General features: G+C 62.2%; 17 protein-coding genes. 6 read left to right on the top strand and 11 right to left on the bottom strand.

Going from position 1 to position 21,374, the window contains the following annotated elements; genetic code table 11:
• Positions 1-549: 549 nt before the first annotated feature.
• From rng to DTW89_RS14440, 7 genes are all read right to left on the bottom strand, one after another.
• On the bottom strand, positions 550-2,037 hold the full coding sequence (gene rng, locus DTW89_RS14470; RefSeq protein WP_114656456.1) for a ribonuclease G: 1,488 nt from the start codon (positions 2,035-2,037) through the stop codon (positions 550-552).
• 22 nt (positions 2,038-2,059) lie between these two features.
• The gene (locus DTW89_RS14465; RefSeq protein WP_114656455.1) at positions 2,060-2,674 is read right to left on the bottom strand and encodes a Maf family protein; all 615 of its coding nucleotides are present in this window, start codon (positions 2,672-2,674) and stop codon (positions 2,060-2,062) included.
• Positions 2,675-2,888: 214 nt separating this feature from the next.
• A complete protein-coding gene (rlmH, locus tag DTW89_RS14460; protein ID WP_024815222.1) occupies positions 2,889-3,356 on the bottom strand; it encodes a 23S rRNA (pseudouridine(1915)-N(3))-methyltransferase RlmH in 468 nt (155 codons plus the stop codon).
• 53 nt (positions 3,357-3,409) lie between these two features.
• The gene (gene rsfS, locus DTW89_RS14455; RefSeq protein ID WP_114656454.1) at positions 3,410-4,273 is read right to left on the bottom strand and encodes a ribosome silencing factor; all 864 of its coding nucleotides are present in this window, start codon (positions 4,271-4,273) and stop codon (positions 3,410-3,412) included.
• 182 nt (positions 4,274-4,455) lie between these two features.
• Positions 4,456-5,424: an oxygen-dependent coproporphyrinogen oxidase gene (hemF, locus tag DTW89_RS14450; RefSeq protein WP_114656453.1), complete on the bottom strand. Its 969-nt coding sequence runs from the start codon at positions 5,422-5,424 to the stop codon at positions 4,456-4,458.
• Positions 5,425-5,732: 308 nt separating this feature from the next.
• On the bottom strand, positions 5,733-7,010 hold the full coding sequence (purD, locus tag DTW89_RS14445) for a phosphoribosylamine--glycine ligase (RefSeq protein WP_114656452.1): 1,278 nt from the start codon (positions 7,008-7,010) through the stop codon (positions 5,733-5,735).
• Positions 7,007-7,726 carry a YebC/PmpR family DNA-binding transcriptional regulator gene (locus DTW89_RS14440; protein WP_024815226.1) on the bottom strand — a complete coding sequence of 240 codons (720 nt, stop codon included), beginning with the start codon at positions 7,724-7,726 and terminating at the stop codon, positions 7,007-7,009. Before DTW89_RS14440 ends, purD begins: the two co-directional genes overlap by 4 nt.
• Positions 7,727-7,804: 78 nt before the next feature.
• Between DTW89_RS14440 and DTW89_RS14435 the strand changes: the two genes are divergently transcribed.
• The 5 genes from DTW89_RS14435 to upp all read left to right on the top strand — a co-directional run bounded on the left by DTW89_RS14435 (position 7,805) and on the right by upp (position 13,428).
• Positions 7,805-9,331: a helicase HerA-like domain-containing protein gene (locus DTW89_RS14435; protein ID WP_114656451.1), complete on the top strand. Its 1,527-nt coding sequence runs from the start codon at positions 7,805-7,807 to the stop codon at positions 9,329-9,331.
• Positions 9,332-9,341: 10 nt separating this feature from the next.
• On the top strand, positions 9,342-10,163 hold the full coding sequence (locus tag DTW89_RS14430; RefSeq protein ID WP_114656450.1) for a glycine-rich domain-containing protein: 822 nt from the start codon (positions 9,342-9,344) through the stop codon (positions 10,161-10,163).
• Positions 10,164-10,315: 152 nt separating this feature from the next.
• On the top strand, positions 10,316-11,158 hold the full coding sequence (locus tag DTW89_RS14425) for an enoyl-CoA hydratase-related protein (RefSeq protein WP_114656449.1): 843 nt from the start codon (positions 10,316-10,318) through the stop codon (positions 11,156-11,158).
• Positions 11,159-11,639: 481 nt separating this feature from the next.
• On the top strand, positions 11,640-12,626 hold the full coding sequence (locus tag DTW89_RS14415; protein ID WP_114656447.1) for a threo-3-hydroxy-L-aspartate ammonia-lyase: 987 nt from the start codon (positions 11,640-11,642) through the stop codon (positions 12,624-12,626).
• A gap of 172 nt (positions 12,627-12,798) precedes the next feature.
• Entirely contained in the window at positions 12,799-13,428 is a 630-nt protein-coding gene (gene upp, locus DTW89_RS14410) for a uracil phosphoribosyltransferase (RefSeq protein ID WP_024815231.1), read from the top strand.
• A 134-nt stretch (positions 13,429-13,562) separates the two neighbouring features.
• Here the strand turns inward: upp and DTW89_RS14405 are convergent, their stop codons facing one another.
• On the bottom strand, positions 13,563-15,281 hold the full coding sequence (locus DTW89_RS14405) for a nitrite reductase (RefSeq protein ID WP_114656446.1): 1,719 nt from the start codon (positions 15,279-15,281) through the stop codon (positions 13,563-13,565).
• A gap of 283 nt (positions 15,282-15,564) precedes the next feature.
• Between DTW89_RS14405 and DTW89_RS14400 the strand changes: the two genes are divergently transcribed.
• Complete coding sequence (locus DTW89_RS14400; RefSeq protein ID WP_236637153.1) at positions 15,565-17,796, top strand: TonB-dependent hemoglobin/transferrin/lactoferrin family receptor; 2,232 nt, start codon at positions 15,565-15,567, stop codon at positions 17,794-17,796.
• 131 nt (positions 17,797-17,927) lie between these two features.
• Here the strand turns inward: DTW89_RS14400 and DTW89_RS14395 are convergent, their stop codons facing one another.
• The 3 genes from DTW89_RS14395 to DTW89_RS14385 all read right to left on the bottom strand — a co-directional run.
• Entirely contained in the window at positions 17,928-19,430 is a 1,503-nt protein-coding gene (locus DTW89_RS14395; RefSeq protein ID WP_161555643.1) for a LamG-like jellyroll fold domain-containing protein, read from the bottom strand.
• Between the two features lie 338 nt (positions 19,431-19,768).
• The gene (locus DTW89_RS14390; protein ID WP_114656457.1) at positions 19,769-21,025 is read right to left on the bottom strand and encodes a hypothetical protein; all 1,257 of its coding nucleotides are present in this window, start codon (positions 21,023-21,025) and stop codon (positions 19,769-19,771) included.
• On the bottom strand, positions 21,025-21,374 hold a 350-nt coding region (locus tag DTW89_RS14385; protein ID WP_236637152.1), incomplete at its 5' end, for a hypothetical protein. The genes DTW89_RS14390 and DTW89_RS14385, both read right to left, overlap by 1 nt.

The raw sequence follows: 21,374 nt of genomic DNA, 5'->3' as shown, positions 1-21,374 counted from the left end.
ACAGTTCGATCTTGATTTTTTTTTCGCTCTTTCGAGCAACTCATAATTAAGAATTGAAGTGAACTTCACTTCTCTCTCATGAGCGTTTGTAGTGCTAAGCACTAGTTCCAAAGAACTTGGCACTCGCCATCAAACGCCCACGCTTATCGGCTGTATATTTTTAATGAACCAGATACCAAAACAGCCAAAGCTTTCTTGATCTCCTGACTCAGCTGCGATCAGCTGAGCCTTAGATTATAACAGGCTTTTTAAAACCCTGTCAACCCGAAGGTCTTTGCACTTTCTTCGTTAGCCGCCGTCTCCAGCAACCCGCTACTCTCAGCGCAGCCTTGAATTATATACCGGGTTTTTACCCAATCAAACCCAAAATCACACCTTTTTGCAAACCTTCTTCTCCACCACCCAGATCTTCCCAACAGGGACGCCTCTGAACAGCGAAGCCTACGACTATAGCATGGAAAAATGAAGAAAACCGGAAAGCAGAGGGCGCGTCTCGTGCAGGTGGTAACAGCCGCCAGCCCGTCCACAACCGACTGTTCCGCACAGGCACTACAGCAGCACAATGTCGTACTGCTCTTGCCCCATGGCGCTTTCGGCCTGAAGAGAAATTGGCTTGCCGATGAAATCACTGAGACCTGCCAGATGTTGGCTTTCCTCATCCAGAAACAATTCCACCACACGGGGTGAAGCCACCACGCGAAACTCGCGGGGGTTGAACTGCCGAGCCTCACGCAGGATCTCGCGCAGTATGTCGTAACACACGCTGCGCGCAGTTTTCAACTGTCCGGCCCCTTTGCAAGCACTGCAAGGCTCGCACAGCATGTGCGCGAGTGATTCGCGGGTGCGCTTGCGCGTCATCTCCACCAAGCCCAACTGGGAAAAGCCGCCCGCCATGGTTTTGACCCGATCGCGCGCGAGTTGTTTCGTGAACTCTGTGAGAACGGCCTGCTGGTGGTCGTCGCGAACCATGTCAATGAAATCCACAATGATGATTCCACCCAGGTTGCGCAGGCGGAGCTGACGTGCAATAGCTTGTGCGGCCTCTAGGTTGGTCTTGAAGATGGTGTCATCGAAATTGCGCGCACCCACAAAACCGCCGGTATTCACGTCCATCGTGGTCAGCGCCTCTGTCTGGTCAACGATGAGGTAACCGCCCGATTTCAGGTCCACCCTTCGCCCAAGCGCCTTGGTGACTTCCTCATCGATTGAATACAGATCAAAAATGGGCCGCTCACCTTTGTAATGCTGGAGCTTGCCGACTGCCGCTGGCATGAACTCCTGCCCGAAAGCGCGCAGGCGATGAAACTGCTCCACGGAATCAATACGGATGGTCTGGGTGTGCTCACCCACCAGATCCCGCAGCACACGCTGCAGCAGGTCCAGATCCTGGTGCAGCAGTGACATGACCGGTAACTTGAGGGATGCCTCCTTGGTGCGCGCCCAGGTTTTGCGCAGATAGGCGATGTCTTCCGCCAACTCGGCATCAGAAGAGTCCTCGCCATTGGTGCGCAAGATGAAGCCACCACCACCGCCCGTGGATTTATCCCCCACCAGATCCTGCAGACGAGCGCGCAAAGCCTCGCGCTCAGCCACCGGTATTTTCTGCGACACGCCCACATGATCGTCCTGTGGCAAAAACACCAGCAGGCGCCCGGCAAGGCTGATCTGGGTGGACAGGCGCGCGCCCTTGGTGCCAATCGGGTCCTTGATGACCTGCACCATCAGCGACTGTCCCTCAAACACCTGTTTTTCAATCGGTACCTGCGGCTCGCCTTTTCGGGCGAACATGGGAGCCTCTCCGCCATCCTGGCGTTGCCAGACATCGGCCACATGCAAAAACGCCGCCCGCTCCAGACCGATGTCGATGAAGGCTGACTGCATGCCGGGCAGCACGCGCGAAACCTTGCCCAAATACACATTGCCCACCAAGCCGCGCTCGAGTGTGCGTTCGATATGCAACTCCTGCACGGCGCCATGCTCCACCACGGCCACGCGGGTTTCCTGGGGCGACCAGTTGATCAGGATGTCTTGTTGCATGGGGTGGAAATTTGTGATGGGATTAAACGCTGAAGCCGGCTGCGCGCAGCAATTGTGCGGTCTCGTACATGGGCAGACCCATGATGCCCGAATAGCTGCCGCTCAGCTTCGGGATGAACGCAGCCGCCCTGCCCTGAATGCCATACGCCCCCGCCTTGCCCAGGGGCTCGCCAGTGGCCACATACGCGGCGATTTGCTCGGGCGTGAGCTTGGCAAAGGTCACATGTGACACTGATAACGCAGCAAGGCGTTTTGAGCCCACCTGCAACGCCACAGCGGTGAGCACACTGTGTTCGTGCCCCGCCAGTTCGCCCAACATGCGCTCAGCGTGGGCCGCATCGTCGGGTTTGCCATAGATGGTTCGACCCAGGGCCACGGTGGTGTCAGAGCAAAGAATGGGCGCATCTGGCAAACCACGGCGCGCGCGCCGTGCTACGGCGGCATCGAGCTTGAGGCCCGTCACGCGCTCCACGTAGGCGGTGGGCGCTTCGCCGGCCAACACTGCCTCAATGGCCTCGGCGTCTTCGGCCTCGTCGCCGTCCACATTGGGTAGCAGCAGTTCATGGCGCACGCCCAGCTGCTCGAGCAGTTGGCGGCGGCGTGGACTTTGGGAGGCGAGGTAGATGAAGTCGGGCATAAACAGATTATTGGAGCGGCCAACCCAACGCTTCTGGCGTCGTTGTCGCGTCTTGTCATACGACTCGTCATGCCTGTGACACACCGCCTGGCCAGAACCGCTTTGCTTTTTAATGGCCGTTTTAAGTGAAAAACGGCTCTAGCGCTTACCCATCAATCGCAAGCAGCTATAAATAAGATAGTAAACTACACACATCCGAAGCAGGCTTTTCCCCTCATTCGCGGTGGTAAGGGTGCCCTGCATTCACCGACCAGGCGCGGTACAGCTGCTCGATGAGCAGCACTCGCACCATCGCGTGTGGCAAGGTCAAGTCTGACAGACGGATGCGTTCGTGGGCAGCCTGACGAAAGGCCGGATCCAACCCGTCGGGGCCGCCGATGACCAGCGCCACATCGTCGCCGCCCAGCTGCCAGCCCTTGAGCCGTTCGGCCAATGCCTTGGTGGTGAGATTGGTGCCGCGCTCATCCAGTGCCACCACACGGGTGCCACGCGGAATGGCGGCTTCGATCCGCTCGCGCTCGGCCGCGTAAAGCGTCTCCAGGGTCTTCGAGCCGCGCGGCTCGGTCTTGACTGCCTTGAGCTCGACCTTCAGCTCCGGTGGAAAACGCTTGGCGTAATCTTCGTACGCCGTCTGCGACCAGTCGGGCACGCGCTGACCCACAGCCACGATCAGCAGCTTCATGGCAGCTCAGGCGCTATGCGCGGGCAGGGTTTGTCGAGGGGCCAAGGCACCCATCACTTGCGGCCCGGAGCCCTCTTGGCTGCGGGCTTGGCGGCAGCGCCACCGCGTGCTGCGGTGGGCTTTGCACCGGACTTGGCAGCAGCAGCGGTCTTGCTGCGTGGGGCCGATGGCTTGACCACCACGGTCTTGACCGGTGCCTTGGTGGCTGCGGGCTTCTTGGCTGCAGTCGTTGGCTTTGCGGAGGCCTTGGCCGGTACAGCCTTGGCAGTGCTGCTGCTCTTTGCGGGCGCCTTGGCGACGGCTTTGGCAGGTGCTTTTGCGGTCGTCTTCGCTGCAGATTTGGCAGAAGTGGCTGCAGGCTTGGCAGCTGTTTTGGCGACGGCCTTGACAGTGGCCTTGCCCGACCGGGCGGCCACCGCAGGTGCCGCTGCCTTTTTGGCGGGCGCCTTGCCAGCAGCCTTGGCGTCCGATTTGGCAGCCTTCTGGGCCGACTTCTTCTCGGCCAGCTCCGTGGCGGCGCTGGAGACAGGCTTGGCTGCGCCCAGCTTCAGGCGCACAGGAGTGTCGCCCCACAGCTCTTCCAGACGGTAGTACTGGCGGATGGCGGGCTGCATGATGTGCGCCACGGCGGCGCCGCAGTCCACGATGATCCACTCGCCGTTTTCTTCGCCTTCGATGCGCGGCTTCACAAAACCCGCTTCACGCACGGCATCGCGCACGCTGGCAGCGAGCGCCTTGGTCTGTCGGTTGGAGGTGCCCGATGCCACGATCACCCGCTCAAACAGCGGCGAAAGATGCTCGGTGTTGAAGACCTGGATGTCTTGCGCCTTGACGTCCTCCAGACCATCGACGATGGCGCGCTGGAGCTTGGTTACGTCTTTTTTGGCGGCGGTTTCCGATTTGGTGGAGGTGGTCATCAGGCGGTGAATAGAGAAGAAATGGAATCAATATAGCGTGCAACGCAGCTCACAGCCAGCGGGCTGCGCCTTGGGTGTTGCACGTTGGCGCTGCGGCAGTTTGAGGTGTTTTTGGCCTCTTGCGCTTGTGTGAAAAGCGCTGACAGCTATTGAAATTATAGCTTTTGCGCTTTTCATGGCGTTCAGGCGGTAGCGCCAGCCCCGCCAGTCAGCCAGTCGCGCCGCACCAGAAAGCGCTGGGTGAGCTCGGCTTCTGCGGAATCTGCCGCATCGGAACGCTGGTACGACCACGACACCAGCGGCGGCATGGACAGCAAGATCGACTCGGTACGCCCGCCGGACTGCAGGCCAAAGTGCGTGCCCCGGTCCCATACCAGGTTGAACTCGACATAGCGGCCCCGGCGGTAGAGCTGGAAGTCACGCTCGCGCTCGCCAAACGGCAGATTCTGGCGCTTCTCCACGATGGGCAGGTAGGCCTTGAGGAAGGCATCGCCCACCGACTGCGTCATGGCCAAACTCTGGTCAAAACCCAGCTCCGAGAAGTCGTCATAAAACACCCCACCCACACCACGCTGCTCGCCGCGGTGCTTGAGGTAAAAGTATTCATCGCACCACTGCTTGAAGCGCGGATACTTGTCGTCGCCAAAGGCGCTCAGGGCATCGCGGCAGGTGCGGTGAAAGTGCACCGCATCTTCCTCGAAGCCGTAGTAGGGCGTGAGGTCCATGCCGCCGCCAAACCAGCAGGTGGGCGTTTGCCCAGGATGGCCAGCAGCGATCATGCGCACGTTCATGTGTACCGTGGGCACATAAGGATTGCGCGGATGGAACACCAGCGACACGCCCATGGCCTCAAACGGCGCGCCCGCCAGCTCGGGGCGGTGCTGCGTGGCCGATGACGGCAGCTGCGGCCCGCGCACATGGCTGAAGCCACAGCCCGCACGCTCAAACACCCGCCCACCTTCCATGATCTTGGTAATGCCATTGCCCTGCAGGGGCTCGCCGGGCGACTTGCTCCAGGCATCGGCCAGAAACCGGGCGCCGCCCTCGCCCTCCACGGATTCCAGCGCATCGGTGATACGGGCCTGCAGGCCCTGCAGGTAGCTGCGCACAGTTGCCACGGTCGCGGCCGGATTCAGTTCAATTGATTGCATTGCAGTAGTCCATTGCACCAGGGATGACCTGCATAACCCTCGTGCGTCGGTGGTAGTGTGGATCGGGATGGGCCGCAAGGCGTCTTTTTGCAGCCAATAGCCGGGCTAATGGCAAGAAAAGCAACGCAGCGGATCGCCCGAGACCGCGCTGCCATAGACCGCAGGGAGTTGTGCAGGTCATCCCTGGGCACCGCGCACGACCCGTGAGACTGGCGCGGCGCAGAGCAAGGCCGCCGCGCAAGGGCCGCCCCGCGGCGCTGGTGGCGCCCCCCTCAGGGGTAAGGCGCCAAAAGCGGCACAGGAGGGAATCACTTCACAGCCCGAAAACCGATGTCACGGCGGTATTGCGCACCGTCGAAGTGAATGCCCCGCGCCACGTCATAGGCGCGCTGCTGGGCCAGCTTGACGCTGTCGGCCAGCACCGTCACGCACAGAACACGGCCTCCGGTGACACTGACCACACCATCATGGAGCGCCGTTCCTGCATGGAATACCACGGCATCGTCGGCCTCCGCAGGCAAGCCGGTGATCGTGTCGCCCTTGCGTGGCGACTCGGGGTAGCCGTGCGCGGCCATGACCACGCCCAAAGCGGTGCGGCGGTCCCACTGCAACTCGATCTGGTCGAGCTTGCCGTCCACACCAGCTCCCAGCACGTCGAACAGGTCACTCTTCAGGCGCATCAGGATGGGCTGCGTCTCGGGGTCGCCCATGCGGCAGTTGAATTCGAGCGTCTTGGGATGGCCCTTGGCGTCGATCATCAGGCCCGCATACAAAAAGCCTGTGTAGGGGATGCCGTCCTTTTCCATGCCACGGATGGTGGGCAGGATGATCTCGCGCATGGCGCGGGCGTGCACATCGGCCGTAACCACGGGCGCGGGCGAGTAGGCGCCCATGCCACCGGTGTTGGGGCCTTCGTCGCCGTCCTTCAGGCGCTTGTGGTCCTGGCTGGTGGCCAACGCCAGCACGTTTTTGCCATCGCACAGCACGATGAAGGAGGCTTCTTCGCCTTCGAGAAATTCTTCGATCACCACACGTGCGCCGCCGTCGTTGTGGGTCACGCCGTATTTGTTGTCCACCAGCATGAAGTCGACGGCATCGTGCGCCTCTTGCAGCGTCATGGCCACCACCACGCCCTTGCCTGCGGCCAGGCCGTCGGCCTTGATGACGATGGGCGCACCCAGGCGGTCCACAAAGGCGTGGGCGGCAGCGGGGTCGGTAAAGGTGTCGTAGTCGGCCGTGGGGATGCCGTGGCGGCGCATGAAGGCCTTGGAGAAGGCCTTGGAGCTTTCCAGCTGCGCAGCGGCCTTGCTGGGCCCGAAGATGCGCATGCCGTGGGCGCGGAACTCATCCACCACGCCCGCAGCCAGCGGCGCCTCGGGGCCCACCACCGTCAGGCCGATTTTCTCGGCCTGGGCCCAGGTGCGCAACTCGCGCACATCGGCAATAGCAACGTTCTCGAACTGGTTCGAAAGCGCCGTGCCACCGTTGCCCGGCGCCACGAATACCTTGGTCACCTTGGGTGACTGGCTGAGCTTCCAGGCCATTGCGTGTTCACGGCCGCCGCCTCCAATGACAAGAACTTTCATAGCGCAGCGTTGTGATAGACCTCTTGAGCGTCGTCCAGATCTTCCAGAACGTCCAGCAGTTTTTGCATCCGGGCAGCGTCTTCGCCTTCCAGTTCGATGGTGTTCTCGGCGCGCATGGTCACTTCGGCCACTTCAGGCGTCAAACCCGCGGCTTCCAGCGCATTTTTCACCGCCTCGAAATCGGCAGGTGCAGTCAGCACCTCGATGGCGCCGTCGTCGCCCGTGATGACATCTTCGGCGCCCGCCTCCAGGGCCACTTCCATCACCGTGTCTTCTCCCGTGCCCGGCGCAAAAATCAGCTGGCCACAGTGCTTGAACTGGAATACCACCGAGCCTTCGGTGCCCATGCTGCCGCCATGCTTGCTGAACGCATGGCGCACTTCGGCCACGGTGCGAACGCGGTTGTCGGTCATGGTGTCAATGATGATGGCCGCGCCACCAATGCCGTAGCCCTCGTAGCGGATTTCCTCATAGGTCAGGCCTTCGGCGTTGCCGGTGGCCTTGTCGATGTTGTATTTGATGCGGTCCGCCGGCATGTTGGCTGCCTTGGCCTTGTCCACCGCCAGGCGCAAACGGGGGTTGGCCGACAGATCGCCACCACCAGAGCGCGCGGCCACGGTGATTTCGCGAATGATGCGGGTCCAGATCTTGCCGCGTTTTTCATCCTGCCGTCCCTTTCGGTGCTGGATATTCGCCCATTTACTGTGTCCTGCCACGGGAAATCCTTTTGTATTGATTTAATCTACTGAGTTGATTTTACTTTTTGCCCGACCCGACCCCCGAGGAAATCCGAAATGGCCGAACCCCTGCTGATTGCGAAGCACGACACCATCGAATGCCACCTGCTGCCAGGCCTGGCCAACCGCCACGGCCTCATTACCGGGGCCACCGGCACCGGCAAGACGGTGACCCTGCAGACCCTGGCCGAGAATTTCTCGCGCATTGGCGTGCCGGTGTTCATGGCCGACGTGAAGGGCGACCTTACGGGCGCCAGCCAACCGGGCAAGATCGGCGAAAAACTGGCCGCCGTGCTCAAGGAACGCGGCCTCCCCATGCCCACTCCCCTGGCCTGCCCCACCACGCTATGGGACGTGTTTGGCGAGCAGGGCCACCCGGTGCGCGCAACGGTGTCTGACATGGGCCCGCTGCTGCTGGGCCGCATGCTCAACCTGAACGAAACACAGCTCGGTGTGCTCAACCTGGTGTTCAAGATCGCCGACGACAACGGCCTGCTGCTGCTGGACCTGAAAGACCTGCGTGCCATGCTGCAATACGTGGGCGACAACGCCAAGGAGTTCACCACCGAATACGGCAATGTCAGCGCCGCCAGCGTGGGCGCCATCCAACGCGGGCTGCTGCAGATCGAGAGCCAGGGCGGCGAGCAGTTCTTTGGCGAGCCCATGCTCGACATCCAGGACTTCATGCAGACAGTGGACGGCCACGGCGTGGTCAACATCCTGGCGGCCGACAAACTCATGAATTCGCCGCGCCTGTACGCCACGTTTTTGCTGTGGATGCTGTCCGAGCTGTTTGAGCAACTGCCCGAAATCGGCGACCCCGAAAAGCCCAAGCTAGTTTTCTTCTTCGACGAAGCCCACCTGCTGTTCAACGAGGCGCCCAAGGTGCTGGTCGAGCGCATTGAGCTGGTGGTGCGCCTGGTGCGCTCCAAGGGCGTGGGTGTGTATTTCGTCACGCAGAACCCGCTCGACATCCCCGACAGCGTGCTGGCCCAGCTGGGCAACCGCGTGCAGCACGCGCTGCGTGCCTTCACGCCGCGCGACCAGAAGGCCGTGAAGGCCACCGCCACCACGATGCGGCAAAAGCCGGGCCTCGATATCGAGACCGCCATCACCGAGCTGGCCGTGGGCGAGGCATTGGTGAGTTTTCTAGACGCCAAGGGCCGCCCCAGCGTGACAGAGCGCGTATTTGTGCTGCCGCCCGGCAGCCAGCTTGGCCCCATCACACCCGAGCAGCGCAAGGCGCTGATGGCTGGCTCGCTGGTGACAGGCGTCTATGAAAAATTGGTGGACCGTGAGTCTGCCTACGAAAAACTCAGGGGCCGGGCAGCCGAAGCGAGCGAACAGGCCAGCGCCCCGGCGGGCAACGGCAAGGGCGCCAAGGGTGAAGCGGCCGATGAAGGCGGTGGCCTGCTGGGCGGGCTCAACGACGTACTGTTTGGCAGCACCGGGCCGCGCGGTGGCAAACGAGAAGGCCTGGCGCAGACCATGGCCAAGTCGGCTGTGCGCACGATGGGCACCACCATTGGTCGCGAGATCCTGCGCGGCGTTCTGGGCAGCGTGTTCGGCGGACGCAAACGCTAGACGGGCGCCGATGACCTGGCTAGAAAAGCTGCTGATACGGTTCTCCCGCCGTCTTGTCCAGGGGATCATCGCCTTGTGGCTGCTGGCGCTGCTAGGGGCACTGGCGGGCTGGTGGCCCGTGCGCTGGCAGTGGGGGGTGTACGTTGCGTTCACCCTGCTGGCCACGGTGAGCATGGTGCGCTGGACCCGGGTGGTGCGCGAGCGCTTTGTTCGCGAGGCCGCACTGCCCCAGTTTCTGCAACGCAAGCTGCGCGAAACCTACCCTGCCCTGAGCGCCAAGGATTGCGAGCTGGTCGAGCGCGGCCTGCGCCAGTTCTTCCTGGCTTGCCTGCGCAGCGACAAGAATTTTGTGGCCATGCCGTCGCAAGCGGTCGATGCCATGTGGCACGCGTTCATCCTGCACACCCGGGCCTACAAGAGCTGGTGCGACAACGCATTGGGGTACTTTCTGGACCACACCCCTGCTGAAGTGCTGGGCAAGAAAGCACGCCACAACGACGGCCTTCGGCGCGCCTGGTACTGGGCCTGCAAAGACGAGGCCATCAACCCGCGCACACCCAGCCGCCTGCCGCTGCTGTTTGCACTGGATGCCAAACTGGACATTCCGGGCGGTTTTCACTACGCCCCTGACTGCGCCAACCTCGGCCCCGGCAAGCACCCCCACCACGATGGGGGCCGAACCTATTTCGGCACCAGCTTCTCGGATGGCAGCTTCACTGGCAGCGCGGATGATTTCGGCGGCATGGACAGCGCGGACGCAAGTGCCGGCGATGGCGGTGCGGGCGACGGTGGCGGCAACGGATGTGGTGGCGGAGGTAGCGGCGGCGATTGATGCAGGCACACCGCCCATTCAGCGCAGAGTCGGATAAAAGACAATAAATTAATAGCAATCAACGCAATACCACCTTGCGTTGGTGGCATTTTTCACTCAAAGTCGCCCGCGCGACGAGTTAGAGCAACACCACCGACCTACATTCCACAGCCATGAACACACTCACCTGCTTTTCCCTCAGCATCACCCACCATGTGGCCCATCTGGTGATGAACCGGCCCGAGGTCATGAACACCATGCACCCCACCTTCTGGCGCGAGCTGGACGAGGTGCTGGCCCACCTGCACCAGACAGGCGAAGCGCGGGCACTGGTCATCAGCAGCACGGGCAAGCATTTCAGCGCAGGCATGGCACTCGAAACCTTTGGCGGCGCCATCACCATGGACGATCAGAGCCCCGAGGGCCGCGCCGCCATTTTTGACCTGCTCACCGACATGCAGGCCACTTTTACCCGCATCGAAAACCTGCGCATTCCGGTCATCATGGCCATCCAGGGCGGCTGCATTGGTGGTGCGGTGGACATGGTCACTGCGGCCTGCATTCGGTATGCCACGCAGGACGCCTTCTTCTGCATCCAGGAGATCAACATCGGCATGGTGGCCGACGTGGGCACCTTGCAGCGCCTGCCCAAGCTGATCCCGTTGGGCGTGGTGAAAGAGCTGGCCTATACCGGTCGCCGTATGCCCGCGCAAAAGGCCCTCGGCTACGGCCTGGTCAATGAGGTTTTCGAGACGCCAGAGGCCATGCTGGCCGCAGCCCTGCAATGCGCGCAAGAAATCGCCAGCAAGCCGCCTGTGGCCATCTGGGGCACCAAGCAGGCCGTGAACTACGCCCGCGACCACAGCGTGGACGACAGCCTGCGCCAGATGGGCTGGCTGCAGGGCGCTATCTGGAGCAACCAGCATGTGCGCGAATCGGTCTCGGCCATGAAGCAAAAACGCGCGGGCGACTTCCCGGCGCTGGCAGCGCTGACGCGCTTCAGCGAACTGGGCTGAAGCGTAGGCCGCGCCAGGCACCACGGCCTGGCGGCACCCGCAGGGGGCGCGCCGCACAGCCGGCACCCGCGCTTAGAACCAGTTCGAGATTTTTTCATGGGGTACGTTGCCCCGCAAAGGCTGTGGCCGCAAGGCGCAAACCACAGCCGGGCTGGTGGCCCGGCCAGGATTTGCAACGCCGCGGACGCAGCCTTTGCGGGGCAACCCGAAGGGCATGGCTCCAAAACCGCCACGCTCGTCGTTGCCCACCTTGCCCATACATGCGTATGGGCTGCGGCGTGCGCCTAGAGCGTGGCGGTTTTGAAGCCATGCGGACCCCCATGAAAAAATCTTGAACAGTTTTTTACATCAAAATTCATAGCTGCTCGCGCTTATGGAATAAGCGCTAGAGGGCATTTATGCTTGAAATCGTGCTGCAACGGGCTATGATGCGACGGCGTGGTTGCCGCTTCCCGGCGTCCCGCCTGCCAAGGATGCCGCCATGACACAGACACCCTTTTCCGTGCCCACCTTCGCGCCCACCTACGCCGACGTGGCCGACGCGGCCCATCGCCTGCACGGCATGGCGCACCACACCCCGGTGCTGCGCTCCACCACGGCCGACGAAAGGCTGGGTGCGCAGCTGTTCTTCAAGTGCGAAAACCTGCAGCGCACCGGCGCATTCAAGTTCCGCGGGGCCTTCAATACCCTGGCCCAGTTCACCGACGAACAGCGCAAGGGCGGCGTGCTGGCGTTCTCGGCCGGCAACCATGCCCAGGCCATTGCCATGTCGGCCCGGCTGCTGGATATGCCCGCCGTCATCGTCATGCCCGAAGACGCCCCTGCAGCCAAGATGGCGGCCACGCGTGGCTATGGTGCGCAGGTCGTCACCTACAACCGATACACCGAAGACCGCGAGGCCATCAGCCGGCGCCTGGCGCAAGAGCGCGGCATGACGCTGGTGCCGCCGTTTGACCACCCGCACGTCATTGCAGGGCAAGGCACCGCGGCCAAAGAGCTGCTGGAAGAAGTGCCCAACCTCGACTACCTTTTTGTCTGTGTGGGCGGAGGCGGCCTGCTGGCGGGCAGCCTGCTGGCCGCCGAGGCACTGGCCCCACACTGCCGCGTGGTTGGCGTAGAACCCGAGGCGGGCAACGATGGGCAACAGTCTTTCCGCGCGGGTCATATCGTGCAGATTCCCACGCCCCACACCATTGCCGATGGCGCACAAACCCAGGCGCTGGGCCAGATCACCTTCCCCATCATCCAGCGCCTGGCGGACGACATGGTCACCGCCACCGACGAACAACTGGTGCAAGCCCTGCGGTTTTTTGCCGAACGCATGAAGATCGTGGTGGAACCCACGGGGGCACTGGCCTTTGCCGGCGCAGAACACGGCAGTGTGGATGTGCATGGCGCCCGGGTGGGCATTGTGATCAGCGGCGGCAATGTCGATATGACACGCTACGCCCGCTTTCTTGCAGATTAGCCTCACCGGCCCGCGGCGACTGCGCCACCTTGCTGCGCAACCGGGCGATGCCGGTGCCACGGAAAAACCGGTTCAGCGGCATCACTGGTATTGGGCCGCATCCATTTTCAACGCCCCGGCGGGTGAAAATACAGGCCCGCCTCCTCCCATCAGACAAACACAGGCCCCAGCCATGAGCAACGTTACCGTCATCACCCATCCCCTCGTCCAGCACAAGCTCACGCTGATGCGCAAGAAAGACGCCAGCACCAACAGCTTTCGCCGCCTGCTGGGCGAGCTCTCCACGCTGATGGCCTATGAAGTCACGCGCGACATGCCGCTGCAGGACGTGCAGATCGAAACACCGCTCGAAACCATGACCGGCAAGGTCATTGACGGCAAAAAGCTGGTGCTGGTCTCCATCCTGCGTGCGGGCAACGGCTTTCTGGACGGCATGCTCAACGTGGTGCCCGGCGCCCGAGTGGGCCATATCGGCCTGTACCGCGACCCTGAAACGCTGCAACCCGTGGAGTACTACTTCAAGATGCCCGCAGAAATGGAAGCGCGCGACATCGTCGTGGTCGATCCCATGCTGGCCACAGGCAACTCGGCTGCCGCCGCCGTGGAGCGACTGAAGAAGCTCAAGCCCCGCTCGATCAAGTTTGTCTGCCTTCTGGCCGCCCCCGAAGGCGTGGCCACGCTGCAAAAAGCCCACCCCGACGTGCCCATCTTCACCGCCGCCATCGACCGTGAGCTCAACGACCACGGCTACATCCTGCCCGGCCTGGGCGATGCGGGCGACCGCATCTTTGGCACTAAATAAATCACCCACTGGAAGCAGCAGTCCACCACTGCTTCCAGGATAAAAAAAAGCCGCCGGCGGGATTGCTCCTGCCGGCGGCTTTTGCTTTGGGCACCGCCACAAAGCCCGGGGGCTTGGTGGCAGTGCTTCTGACATCAATACACGTCGTACTGCGTGTTGTAGACGTTGAAGTGGCCCGTGGGGGTAATCAGGCGTGGATCCTTGATGACCTTCTTGAGCTTGAGGGTCTTGTCGTCCACCACCACGATCGCGCTTTCCTTGTTCTTGGCGGACCAGACAGAGAACCAGACCTCGTCACCAGCCTTGTTGTACTCAGGCTGCACCACGCGCTTGGCACCGTCGTCCTTCAGGTCGGCCCACTCGGCGATAGGCAGCGTCTTGTAGCCCTTGTCCAGGTTGTTGATGTCATACACCACGATGGCCTGGGAGATCTTTGGATCGGGATTCAGAGGCGCATCAGACCACAGGTTCTTGGATTTGGGGTGGCTCTTGACGAACAGAGCGCCACCGCCAGGACCCTTGAGCTTGGCCACTTCCTTGAAAGCGTACTGCTTGAACTTCTTGGGGTCGGTGCCGATCAGGGAGATCGTCTCGTCACCCAGGTGACCGGTAGCCCACACGGGACCGAACTGCGGATGGTTGAAGTTGGCGCCACGGCCGGGGTGGGGAATCTTGCCCACATCCACCAGACCAGCCAGCTTGCCGTCCTTGGTATCGATCGCAGCAATCTTGTTGCTGTTGTTGGCAGCCACCATGAAGTAGCGCTTGGACGCATCCAGGCCGCCGTCATGCAGGAACGGAGCAGAACCGATTTCGGTGATCTTGAGGGCGTCCAGATTGGAGTAGTCCACCATCAAGGTCTTGCCGGTTTCCTTCACGTTCACGATGAACTCGGGCTTGTAGTGGGAACCCAGAATGGATGCCACGCGGGGCTCAGGATGGTATTCCTGCGTGCCCACGACCATGCCGCGGGTGGAGACGATCTTCTTGGGCTCCAGCGTGTCGCCGTCCATGATGGTGAACTGGGGCGGCCAGTAAGCACCAGCGATCACCAGCTTGTCCTTGTAGCCCTTGGCCTTGGAGGTTTCCACCGAGCGGGCTTCCAGGCCGATGCGCACTTCTGCCACGCTGTCGGGTTTTGCCATCCACAGGTCGACCATGTTGATCTTGGCGTCGCGGCCAATCACGAACAGGTAGCGGCCCGAAGCCGACATGCGAGAGATGTGCACCGCATAGCCGGTCTTGATGATGCTGATGATTTCCTTGGTGTCGCCATCGATCAAAGCAATCTCACCCGTGTCACGCAGCGTGGTGGAGAAGATGTTCTCGATGTTGAAGTTGTTCATCTTCTTGGTCGGACGGTCCTTGGGCGCAACCGTTACCTTCCAGGTCTTCTTGGTGTCGTCCAGACTCCACTCGGGTGGCGTAGGCGCGTCGTGCTGGATGTAACGGGCCATCAGGTCCACCGTGGCTTCATCCATTTCACCAGAGGTCTGCCAGTTGGGCATGCCAGCGGGCGAACCGTAGGCAATGAACACCTTCAGGTAGTCGGTGCCCTTGGCCATGGTGATGTCAGGGGTCAGGGGCTTGCCGGTGGCGCCCTTGCGCAGCACACCGTGGCAGCCAGCGCAACGCTCGAAGTAGATCTGGCGAGCGCGATCGAACTCGGCCTGCGTCATCTTCGGCGCTTTGGGGTTCGTGCTTTGGTACATCGGTACATCGGCCAGAGGTGAAGAACCTGCCTGGTATTTCACCTCAGGGTCCGTAGCACCATCTTTGTGTTGTGCAGTGGCGGCCAGAGCCAGAGTGGACAGTGCCAGGGCCGCAAGGCGCGCCAGCTTTCGGGTTGTCATGGGAACTCCTTGTGTGCCGCAGCCCATGCGCTAATTCCATCCCGCAGGACTGCCCGCCGAGGGCTGCGACAATATAGTTTCGGCAGGCTTGGTATCGATTTTTCGACGGGTGCCGCGGGATCACTTTGATACGCATCAAATACATTCACTTAACGTGAATCAATTTCCTACCAGCCTTCCAATAATCCCACAACCGCCACCGGAAACCAACACTTATGAAATCGCATCGTTTGGCCCCCCTCATCTTTCGCGTCAAAGCCACAGTTTGGGAGCCCTGCACAGCGTGGCGTTGCTTACCGCGGTGGCCTGCCTGCCCACCGGCGTTCATGCCCAGAGCACACCGTTGATGGCCGAAATGGTGGTGAGCGGCTCGCGCAGCGAGCAGCTGAGCGACGAGCTGCCCTTGTCGATCGATGTGATTGACGCCCGCGCCCTGAGTGACCAGCAAAGCCGCGACGTGCGCGAGGCCCTGCGCGACCTGCCCAACACCTCCGTCAAGCATCCTCTGCCGCGCACCACGGTGGGGGGCGCCAACACCGTGGGCACCGGCCGCGACGGCAATGTGGGCCTGAACATCCGCGGGCTGGGTGGCAACCGCGTGCTCATGCTGGTCGATGGCATCCGCGTGCCCCGCAGCTATGCTTTTCGCACCACCACGTTCGACCGCGAATACCTGTCCATGGAGCTGCTCAAGCGCATCGAGGTAGTGCGCGGGCCGGCATCTGCGCTGTATGGCTCCGACGGCATGGCGGGGCTGGTCAACTTCATCACCCACGAGCCAGCGGACTTTCTGACCAGCGCCAAGGGCGCCCCGCCCAAACAGGTGGGCGGGCGTATTTCTGCCGGCTGGAGCGGCGACGACAACGGCCGTGCGCTGGCGGCCACGGTGGCGGGCACTGCCAGCGACACCGTGCAATGGCTGGTCACCGCCAACGCCCGCCGTTCGCACGCCATGGACAACATGGGCACACGCGATACCTCTGACACCAGCCGCACCACACCCAACCCGCAGCACAACGAAGACAACGCCGTGCTGGCCAAGGTGGTGTTGCGACCTTCGGCCGCGCAGCGCCATGTTGTCACCCTGGAACATGTGGAAAAGCAGGCCGACGTGAACCTGTTGTCTAGCCGCGCGCCCCTGCCGCTGACGGGCAGTCCAACCGCCATCGCCGGCGCCGTCAGGGATGAAAACTCCAGCCGCACCATGGACCGCAGCCGCTTCACCTGGGATGGCCGCTACACCCTGGGTGCCAGCTGGGCCGACCAGCTGCAGACGGTGCTGGCCGTGCAGCACGCCAGTTCCCGCCAGGTAGGCACCAGCGTGCGCAACACCCTGCCCTTGCGCGTTCGCGACAACTCCTATTCCGAAAACACCTGGCAGGCAGGCCTGCAGGCCGAAAAAACGCTGCGCACACCCGGCGGCTGGGCTCACAAGCTCACCTATGGCATCGACCATATCCGCAGCGACATCAGCAATGTCTACACAGGCGTCGCCCCGCTGCCGCCCGAGGTGTTTCCGCTCAAGCGTTTTCCGGACACGCGCGAGACCAGCAGCGCCGTGTATGTTCAGGCCGAATCCGTCATTGACCGATGGAGCATCACCCCGGGGCTGCGGTGGGACCACTTTGCGCTGGACGTGACCACCCAGGCCGGTTTTTACCCGCCCGCCGCCAAGCCGGGCCAGTCGCTCTCGGGCTCGGCGCTGTCGCCAAAGCTGGGGGTGCTGTACCGCGCCACTTCGCAGTGGAGCGTGTTTGGACAATATGCCACGGGGTTTCGCGCACCCGATGCAGCGCAGATCAACGGCTACTACGAAAACGCCGCCGAGCAGGTCACCATCATTCCCAACCCCGACCTCAAGCCTGAAAAAAGCCGCGGCCTGGAACTGGGTGCGCGCGGCCGGTTCGACCGCCTGAAGCTGGATGCTGCCATCTTCGCCAACCAGTACTCCAACCTCATCATGGACACCGTGCTCATCCGCGGCACTGGCACAGCCGCAGACCCCCGCGTTTTCCAGACCCTTAATACCGAGCGGGCCCGCATCACCGGCATCGAGGTCAAAGGGATCTACGACTGGGGCCCCATCGCGGGCGGGCGCGTCAGCACCCCCTTTAGCTGGGGCCGCGCCAAGGGCGTGAATCGTGCAACCGGCGCGCCACTGAACTCCATCGACCCCCAACAGATCAGCCTGGGGGTGCAATACGACACCGCCGCCTGGGGCCTGCGTGCCGACCTGCGCCACCACGGCGCCAAAAAGGCCAGCGACATCGACAGCGCCTCCGCCGTCAAGGCGCCCAACACGCAGTTCACCATCGGGCAGGCCACCACGCTCGATCTGTCGGCCCAGTGGCGCCTGCGCAAGGACCTGCGGCTGAACGTGGCAGTAACCAACGTCACCAACCGCAAATACTGGCTCTGGCCCGACGTCTATGGCCTGGCCGCGTCCAGCACCGTGAATGACGCCTACACCCAGCCAGGCCGAAGCCTGAAGGCATCACTGGTAATGGATTTCTAAGGCAGGCACGGCCACCTGATGAAACTTGCAGGCAGCGCGGAACGTGCAGAAACAAAGACACACCGCCTGCCGCCACCAAGGCTAAGGCACCCCCGCGTTGTTCGGTGCCGCGTGGCGACACGCAACAGCGCTCAGTGGTTACGCCACTTTTGCACCATCACCTGCTGAATCTTGCCCTTGAAGAAGTACCGGCGGTCCGTCGCCCCCTGGGGGTCGGCACCAATCACGACCGGGCTGTTGTTCAGTGTGACACCGCCGGAGATCGACGCAGAGGCCATGCGCTCAACGTTGTTGACCCACAGGCGCACAGCGCCGTTGCCGTCGTAAGCACCGACGATGAAGTAGGAGTTGGTTCCGTTCAAACCGATGAGCGGGGTGGTGGCATAGGAATAACCGCCATTCACATGCACCCCAAACCGCAGCTGCATTCCGGCTTGCTCCAGTGCAAAACCGCCTGCGTCGCTCTTGGCCACGATGCTCGCCGTGCCCCCCGAGGTCAAGTCGTCAAAGTTCACCACGGCCGTCACCAGAAAGCCGCCGTCTGTGGCGTTGTCCGCATCCCAGGTGGTAACGCTCTGGGTGCCCGTGAATACCATGCTGCCGCCAATGCGGTCTTCATCACTGGTGACGGACAGCCACTCCAGCCCGGGCATGGTGTTGCTGCTGGCCAAAGCATAGTCCGCCGTATTGGTGCGGCGGTAGCTCAGCGGATAGGCGCTTTGGCGGGCGGCGTTCAGATAAACCAGCGAGGTGTTCTCCTGCACCAACGCACGCACATTTGACGACTGGGCCGTGGCGGCCAGATCGTAGTCAGTGGTGATGAAATCCACATCTTCACGCAGCGCCGATATAAAGGCCTCCCCCATGCTGGCGGGTACCGTGTAGATGCCTGCACCCAGCCCAAGTTGCCTGGCTTGCTCGAGTTTGCCGAACAGATCTGAAGTCTGGTATTGAAGTTCCACGCCGTCAAAGCCCAGGCTCTTGGTCGCGCGAATGTTGTTGCGGATATCGCTTTCAATCAGCGTATGAAAGCGGATGTGGTCGCGAATACCGGCAAACTCGCTTGTCGCCAGTAACGCCTTGGCCCGCACGAGGTGCTGGTGGCGACCATCCATGAAGGCGCGCAGAAAGACGGGCCGTCCCGCTGCGGCATAGCCTTTATCGCGCACCGTGCGCAGCACGCTCAGCATCAGCGAATCGCTGAATGCCGGCGACGAATACGCTTCCTTGACCTCCAGAAACAGCATGCGGTCGCTTTGCTGCAAGCTGGCATTGGCCAACGTCGCATCGAACGTGCCGTGCGCGATTTCGCCATCGTTGTGCTCCACATACACCTTGCCGTCTGCATGCAGGGTCAGGTCCAGCTCGACCAGGTCAAAGCCGCGGCCCAGCGCTTTCGACACCTTGGCTTCCGTCTGCGCAATGTTGTCGCCATAGCAGTTGTGGCACGACATGGCGACCTGATGACCCAGGGGAGTCGTTGGCAAGGCACGGCTGATGCCGCTCCAGTAGGTGCTGGTGGCAAAGGCCTTGGTGCTGACGACCGGGGACGCAGGCTCGGCAACTTCCCCGCCACCGCCGCAGGCGCTGAGCATGGCGGCAGCCACAAGTGTTGCGATCGTGATCTTCTGCATGAAAACTCCTCTCTTTTGAATGAAGAGGAAAAGATCGCATGGCCAGATCACAGGGGCATGACAGAACGGCGAATCGCCTGCGCGCCATGCGCGGGGCGCCATACCAGCGTGGCAAAAAGATCGCGAGCAGCCACTCCCCTGCGCCAGTCCACCTTGCGTCGCCGGACTGTGGACCAAAAAAGAGAAAAATCGGGTGGAGTGCGAACGGTTTCGCGGGCGCCGATACGGTAGGCGTTTATGTCAAGACACACCGGAAGGTGCTTACCTTCGGGCACATGGCGACCAGGGGGCACGCGAACGCCAGGCCCGCCACCGCAACGCCGCCCGCCTTCACAGCTTCACCCCGCCACATGGCACTCGCGGCGCAGCAGGGCCAGCGCGTCGTGCATCTGGTAGTCCATGTCGCTGCCCAGTGTTTTGGCCGAGTCCTGCAAAAAACTGTTCCACATATCGATGTAGTCTGCCTGATACGCGCCTGGCGCATGGCTGCGAATAAAGTCTATCGCCAGTTCGGGTTGCAGTCCGCTTTTACGGATCTTGCGCACAAGGCTGGCGGCGGTTTTTTCGGTCAGCAGCGTCTTTTTGGGTGCCCCTGCGGCAAGGCAAAGGAACAGCGTGAGCAGCGAGTGCTCGTCTTCGTTGCCCTGGGTGGTTTTTGTCCACGTCTTGCTGGCGGGCTGGGGAGGCTCACCGCCTTCTTCCAGCGCATCCAGGCTGCGATGGTAGTGGTCCACCTCGGCCAGCGGGTCGTCGAGCAAGAAGTATCGGGCACGAAAAGCGCCGGTCGGGCGCAGCAGGCTGCGCAGCGGATTGGTGGCATCCAGCAACTTGGGCAGGTCGGCCAGCACGCTGGCGCAATGCGTCTGCATCACCGCGCGCAGGTCTGCGGGCAAGCCGGCTGGCAGCAGCAGTTGCTTGGGCGCCGCCAGCTTTTTCTTGCGCAGCGCCGTCACCAGCTTCTCCAGGGCCACGGCGTTGGGCCACTCGCCCAGCTGCATGGCTTTGGGCGCCAGGGCCTGCATGAGCAGACCGGTGCGAATGACGGCCTCGGCATCAGCGCCCGCGGCTTCGAGCTCATCGGCATCGAGCTCGTATTGCTCGGCCAGCCACTGCGCGGCACCGATTGCGTGGGCAATCTGGCTGCGGCGGGCCAGTTCGGCCTGGTAATCGGTGTAGCTGCGCAGCGACCATACCGCCAGCAGCGGCGTTTGTGCATCCTCATAACCGGCCATGCCGAAGTTGCTGCTCTCGGGCATGGCGATCAGGCGCTTGAGCATGTCGGAGCCGCCCTTGGAGCGTGACAGGAACGAATGATCACGCAGCGAGATGGCGGCTTGGCTCAGATCGCCGCCGGTGGTGTCCAGCAAATACAGGCTGATGAGATTGACCATGCGGTCGCGGGCCTTTTCCAGCTCGGGCCGCAAAAATTCACTGCCAAAGTAACGGGCGATCTGCACCATGCCCTTCGGGGCGTCGGCGCAGATGACGGACAGTCGGTTCGCATCCAGAATGCCCTGCTGCACACCATGCACCAGGGCTTTTTCAAAGAACGGGCGGGCGTCGTGCAGTTGCAGCGCCGCAGTAGTAGATGCCATCATTTCAATACCAGTTGTTCAAGGCGCAACGCGACGCCCGAGGCCGTTGAAACTGGCGCGGCAAAGACCAGCGGCCGCCGCGCAAGTGCCGCCCCGCCGCGCTGGCGGCGTCCCCCTCTGGGGGAAGACGCGAAGCGACTTGTATCTTCCTTTCGACCATCGCGGTAAAGTTTGACGGCCTTTAAGGCAGCCAGACCGGTCCGTGCAGTTTGGTAGCGACTTGGGTTTTCAAGCCCGTCCCTGAGTACAGAACGCACGGCCACCGCGCTGGTCTTCATTGAGCCCGAACGGTTACGCGCGCCACCGTTGAGCGCGCATGTACAAGCATGGGAGTTGAAGATCATGTCTG

The sequence above is a fragment of the Acidovorax sp. BoFeN1 genome, assembly GCF_003345135.1.
GTDB lineage: Bacteria > Pseudomonadota > Gammaproteobacteria > Burkholderiales > Burkholderiaceae_C > Acidovorax > Acidovorax defluvii.
The sequence above is the reverse complement of the archived record's forward strand: the minus strand, read 5'-3'. Positions and strand labels throughout refer to the sequence as shown.

What these genes read in the sequence shown, in the direction of transcription:
- rsfS (WP_114656454.1), bottom strand. Translation starts at nt 4,273, where the DNA reads ATGACCACCTCCACCAAATCGGAAACCGCCGCCAAAAAAGACGTAACC.
- DTW89_RS14425 (WP_114656449.1), top strand. Translation starts at nt 10,316, where the DNA reads ATGAACACACTCACCTGCTTTTCCCTCAGCATCACCCACCATGTGGCC.
- DTW89_RS14415 (WP_114656447.1), top strand. Translation starts at nt 11,640, where the DNA reads ATGACACAGACACCCTTTTCCGTGCCCACCTTCGCGCCCACCTACGCC.
- DTW89_RS14390 (WP_114656457.1), bottom strand. Translation starts at nt 21,025, where the DNA reads ATGGCATCTACTACTGCGGCGCTGCAACTGCACGACGCCCGCCCGTTC.
- DTW89_RS14430 (WP_114656450.1), top strand. Translation starts at nt 9,342, where the DNA reads ATGACCTGGCTAGAAAAGCTGCTGATACGGTTCTCCCGCCGTCTTGTC.
- rng (WP_114656456.1), bottom strand. Translation starts at nt 2,037, where the DNA reads ATGCAACAAGACATCCTGATCAACTGGTCGCCCCAGGAAACCCGCGTG.
- DTW89_RS14435 (WP_114656451.1), top strand. Translation starts at nt 7,805, where the DNA reads ATGGCCGAACCCCTGCTGATTGCGAAGCACGACACCATCGAATGCCAC.
- purD (WP_114656452.1), bottom strand. Translation starts at nt 7,010, where the DNA reads ATGAAAGTTCTTGTCATTGGAGGCGGCGGCCGTGAACACGCAATGGCC.
- hemF (WP_114656453.1), bottom strand. Translation starts at nt 5,424, where the DNA reads ATGCAATCAATTGAACTGAATCCGGCCGCGACCGTGGCAACTGTGCGC.
- upp (WP_024815231.1), top strand. Translation starts at nt 12,799, where the DNA reads ATGAGCAACGTTACCGTCATCACCCATCCCCTCGTCCAGCACAAGCTC.
- DTW89_RS14395 (WP_161555643.1), bottom strand. Translation starts at nt 19,430, where the DNA reads ATGCAGAAGATCACGATCGCAACACTTGTGGCTGCCGCCATGCTCAGC.
- DTW89_RS14465 (WP_114656455.1), bottom strand. Translation starts at nt 2,674, where the DNA reads ATGCCCGACTTCATCTACCTCGCCTCCCAAAGTCCACGCCGCCGCCAA.
- DTW89_RS14405 (WP_114656446.1), bottom strand. Translation starts at nt 15,281, where the DNA reads ATGACAACCCGAAAGCTGGCGCGCCTTGCGGCCCTGGCACTGTCCACT.
- rlmH (WP_024815222.1), bottom strand. Translation starts at nt 3,356, where the DNA reads ATGAAGCTGCTGATCGTGGCTGTGGGTCAGCGCGTGCCCGACTGGTCG.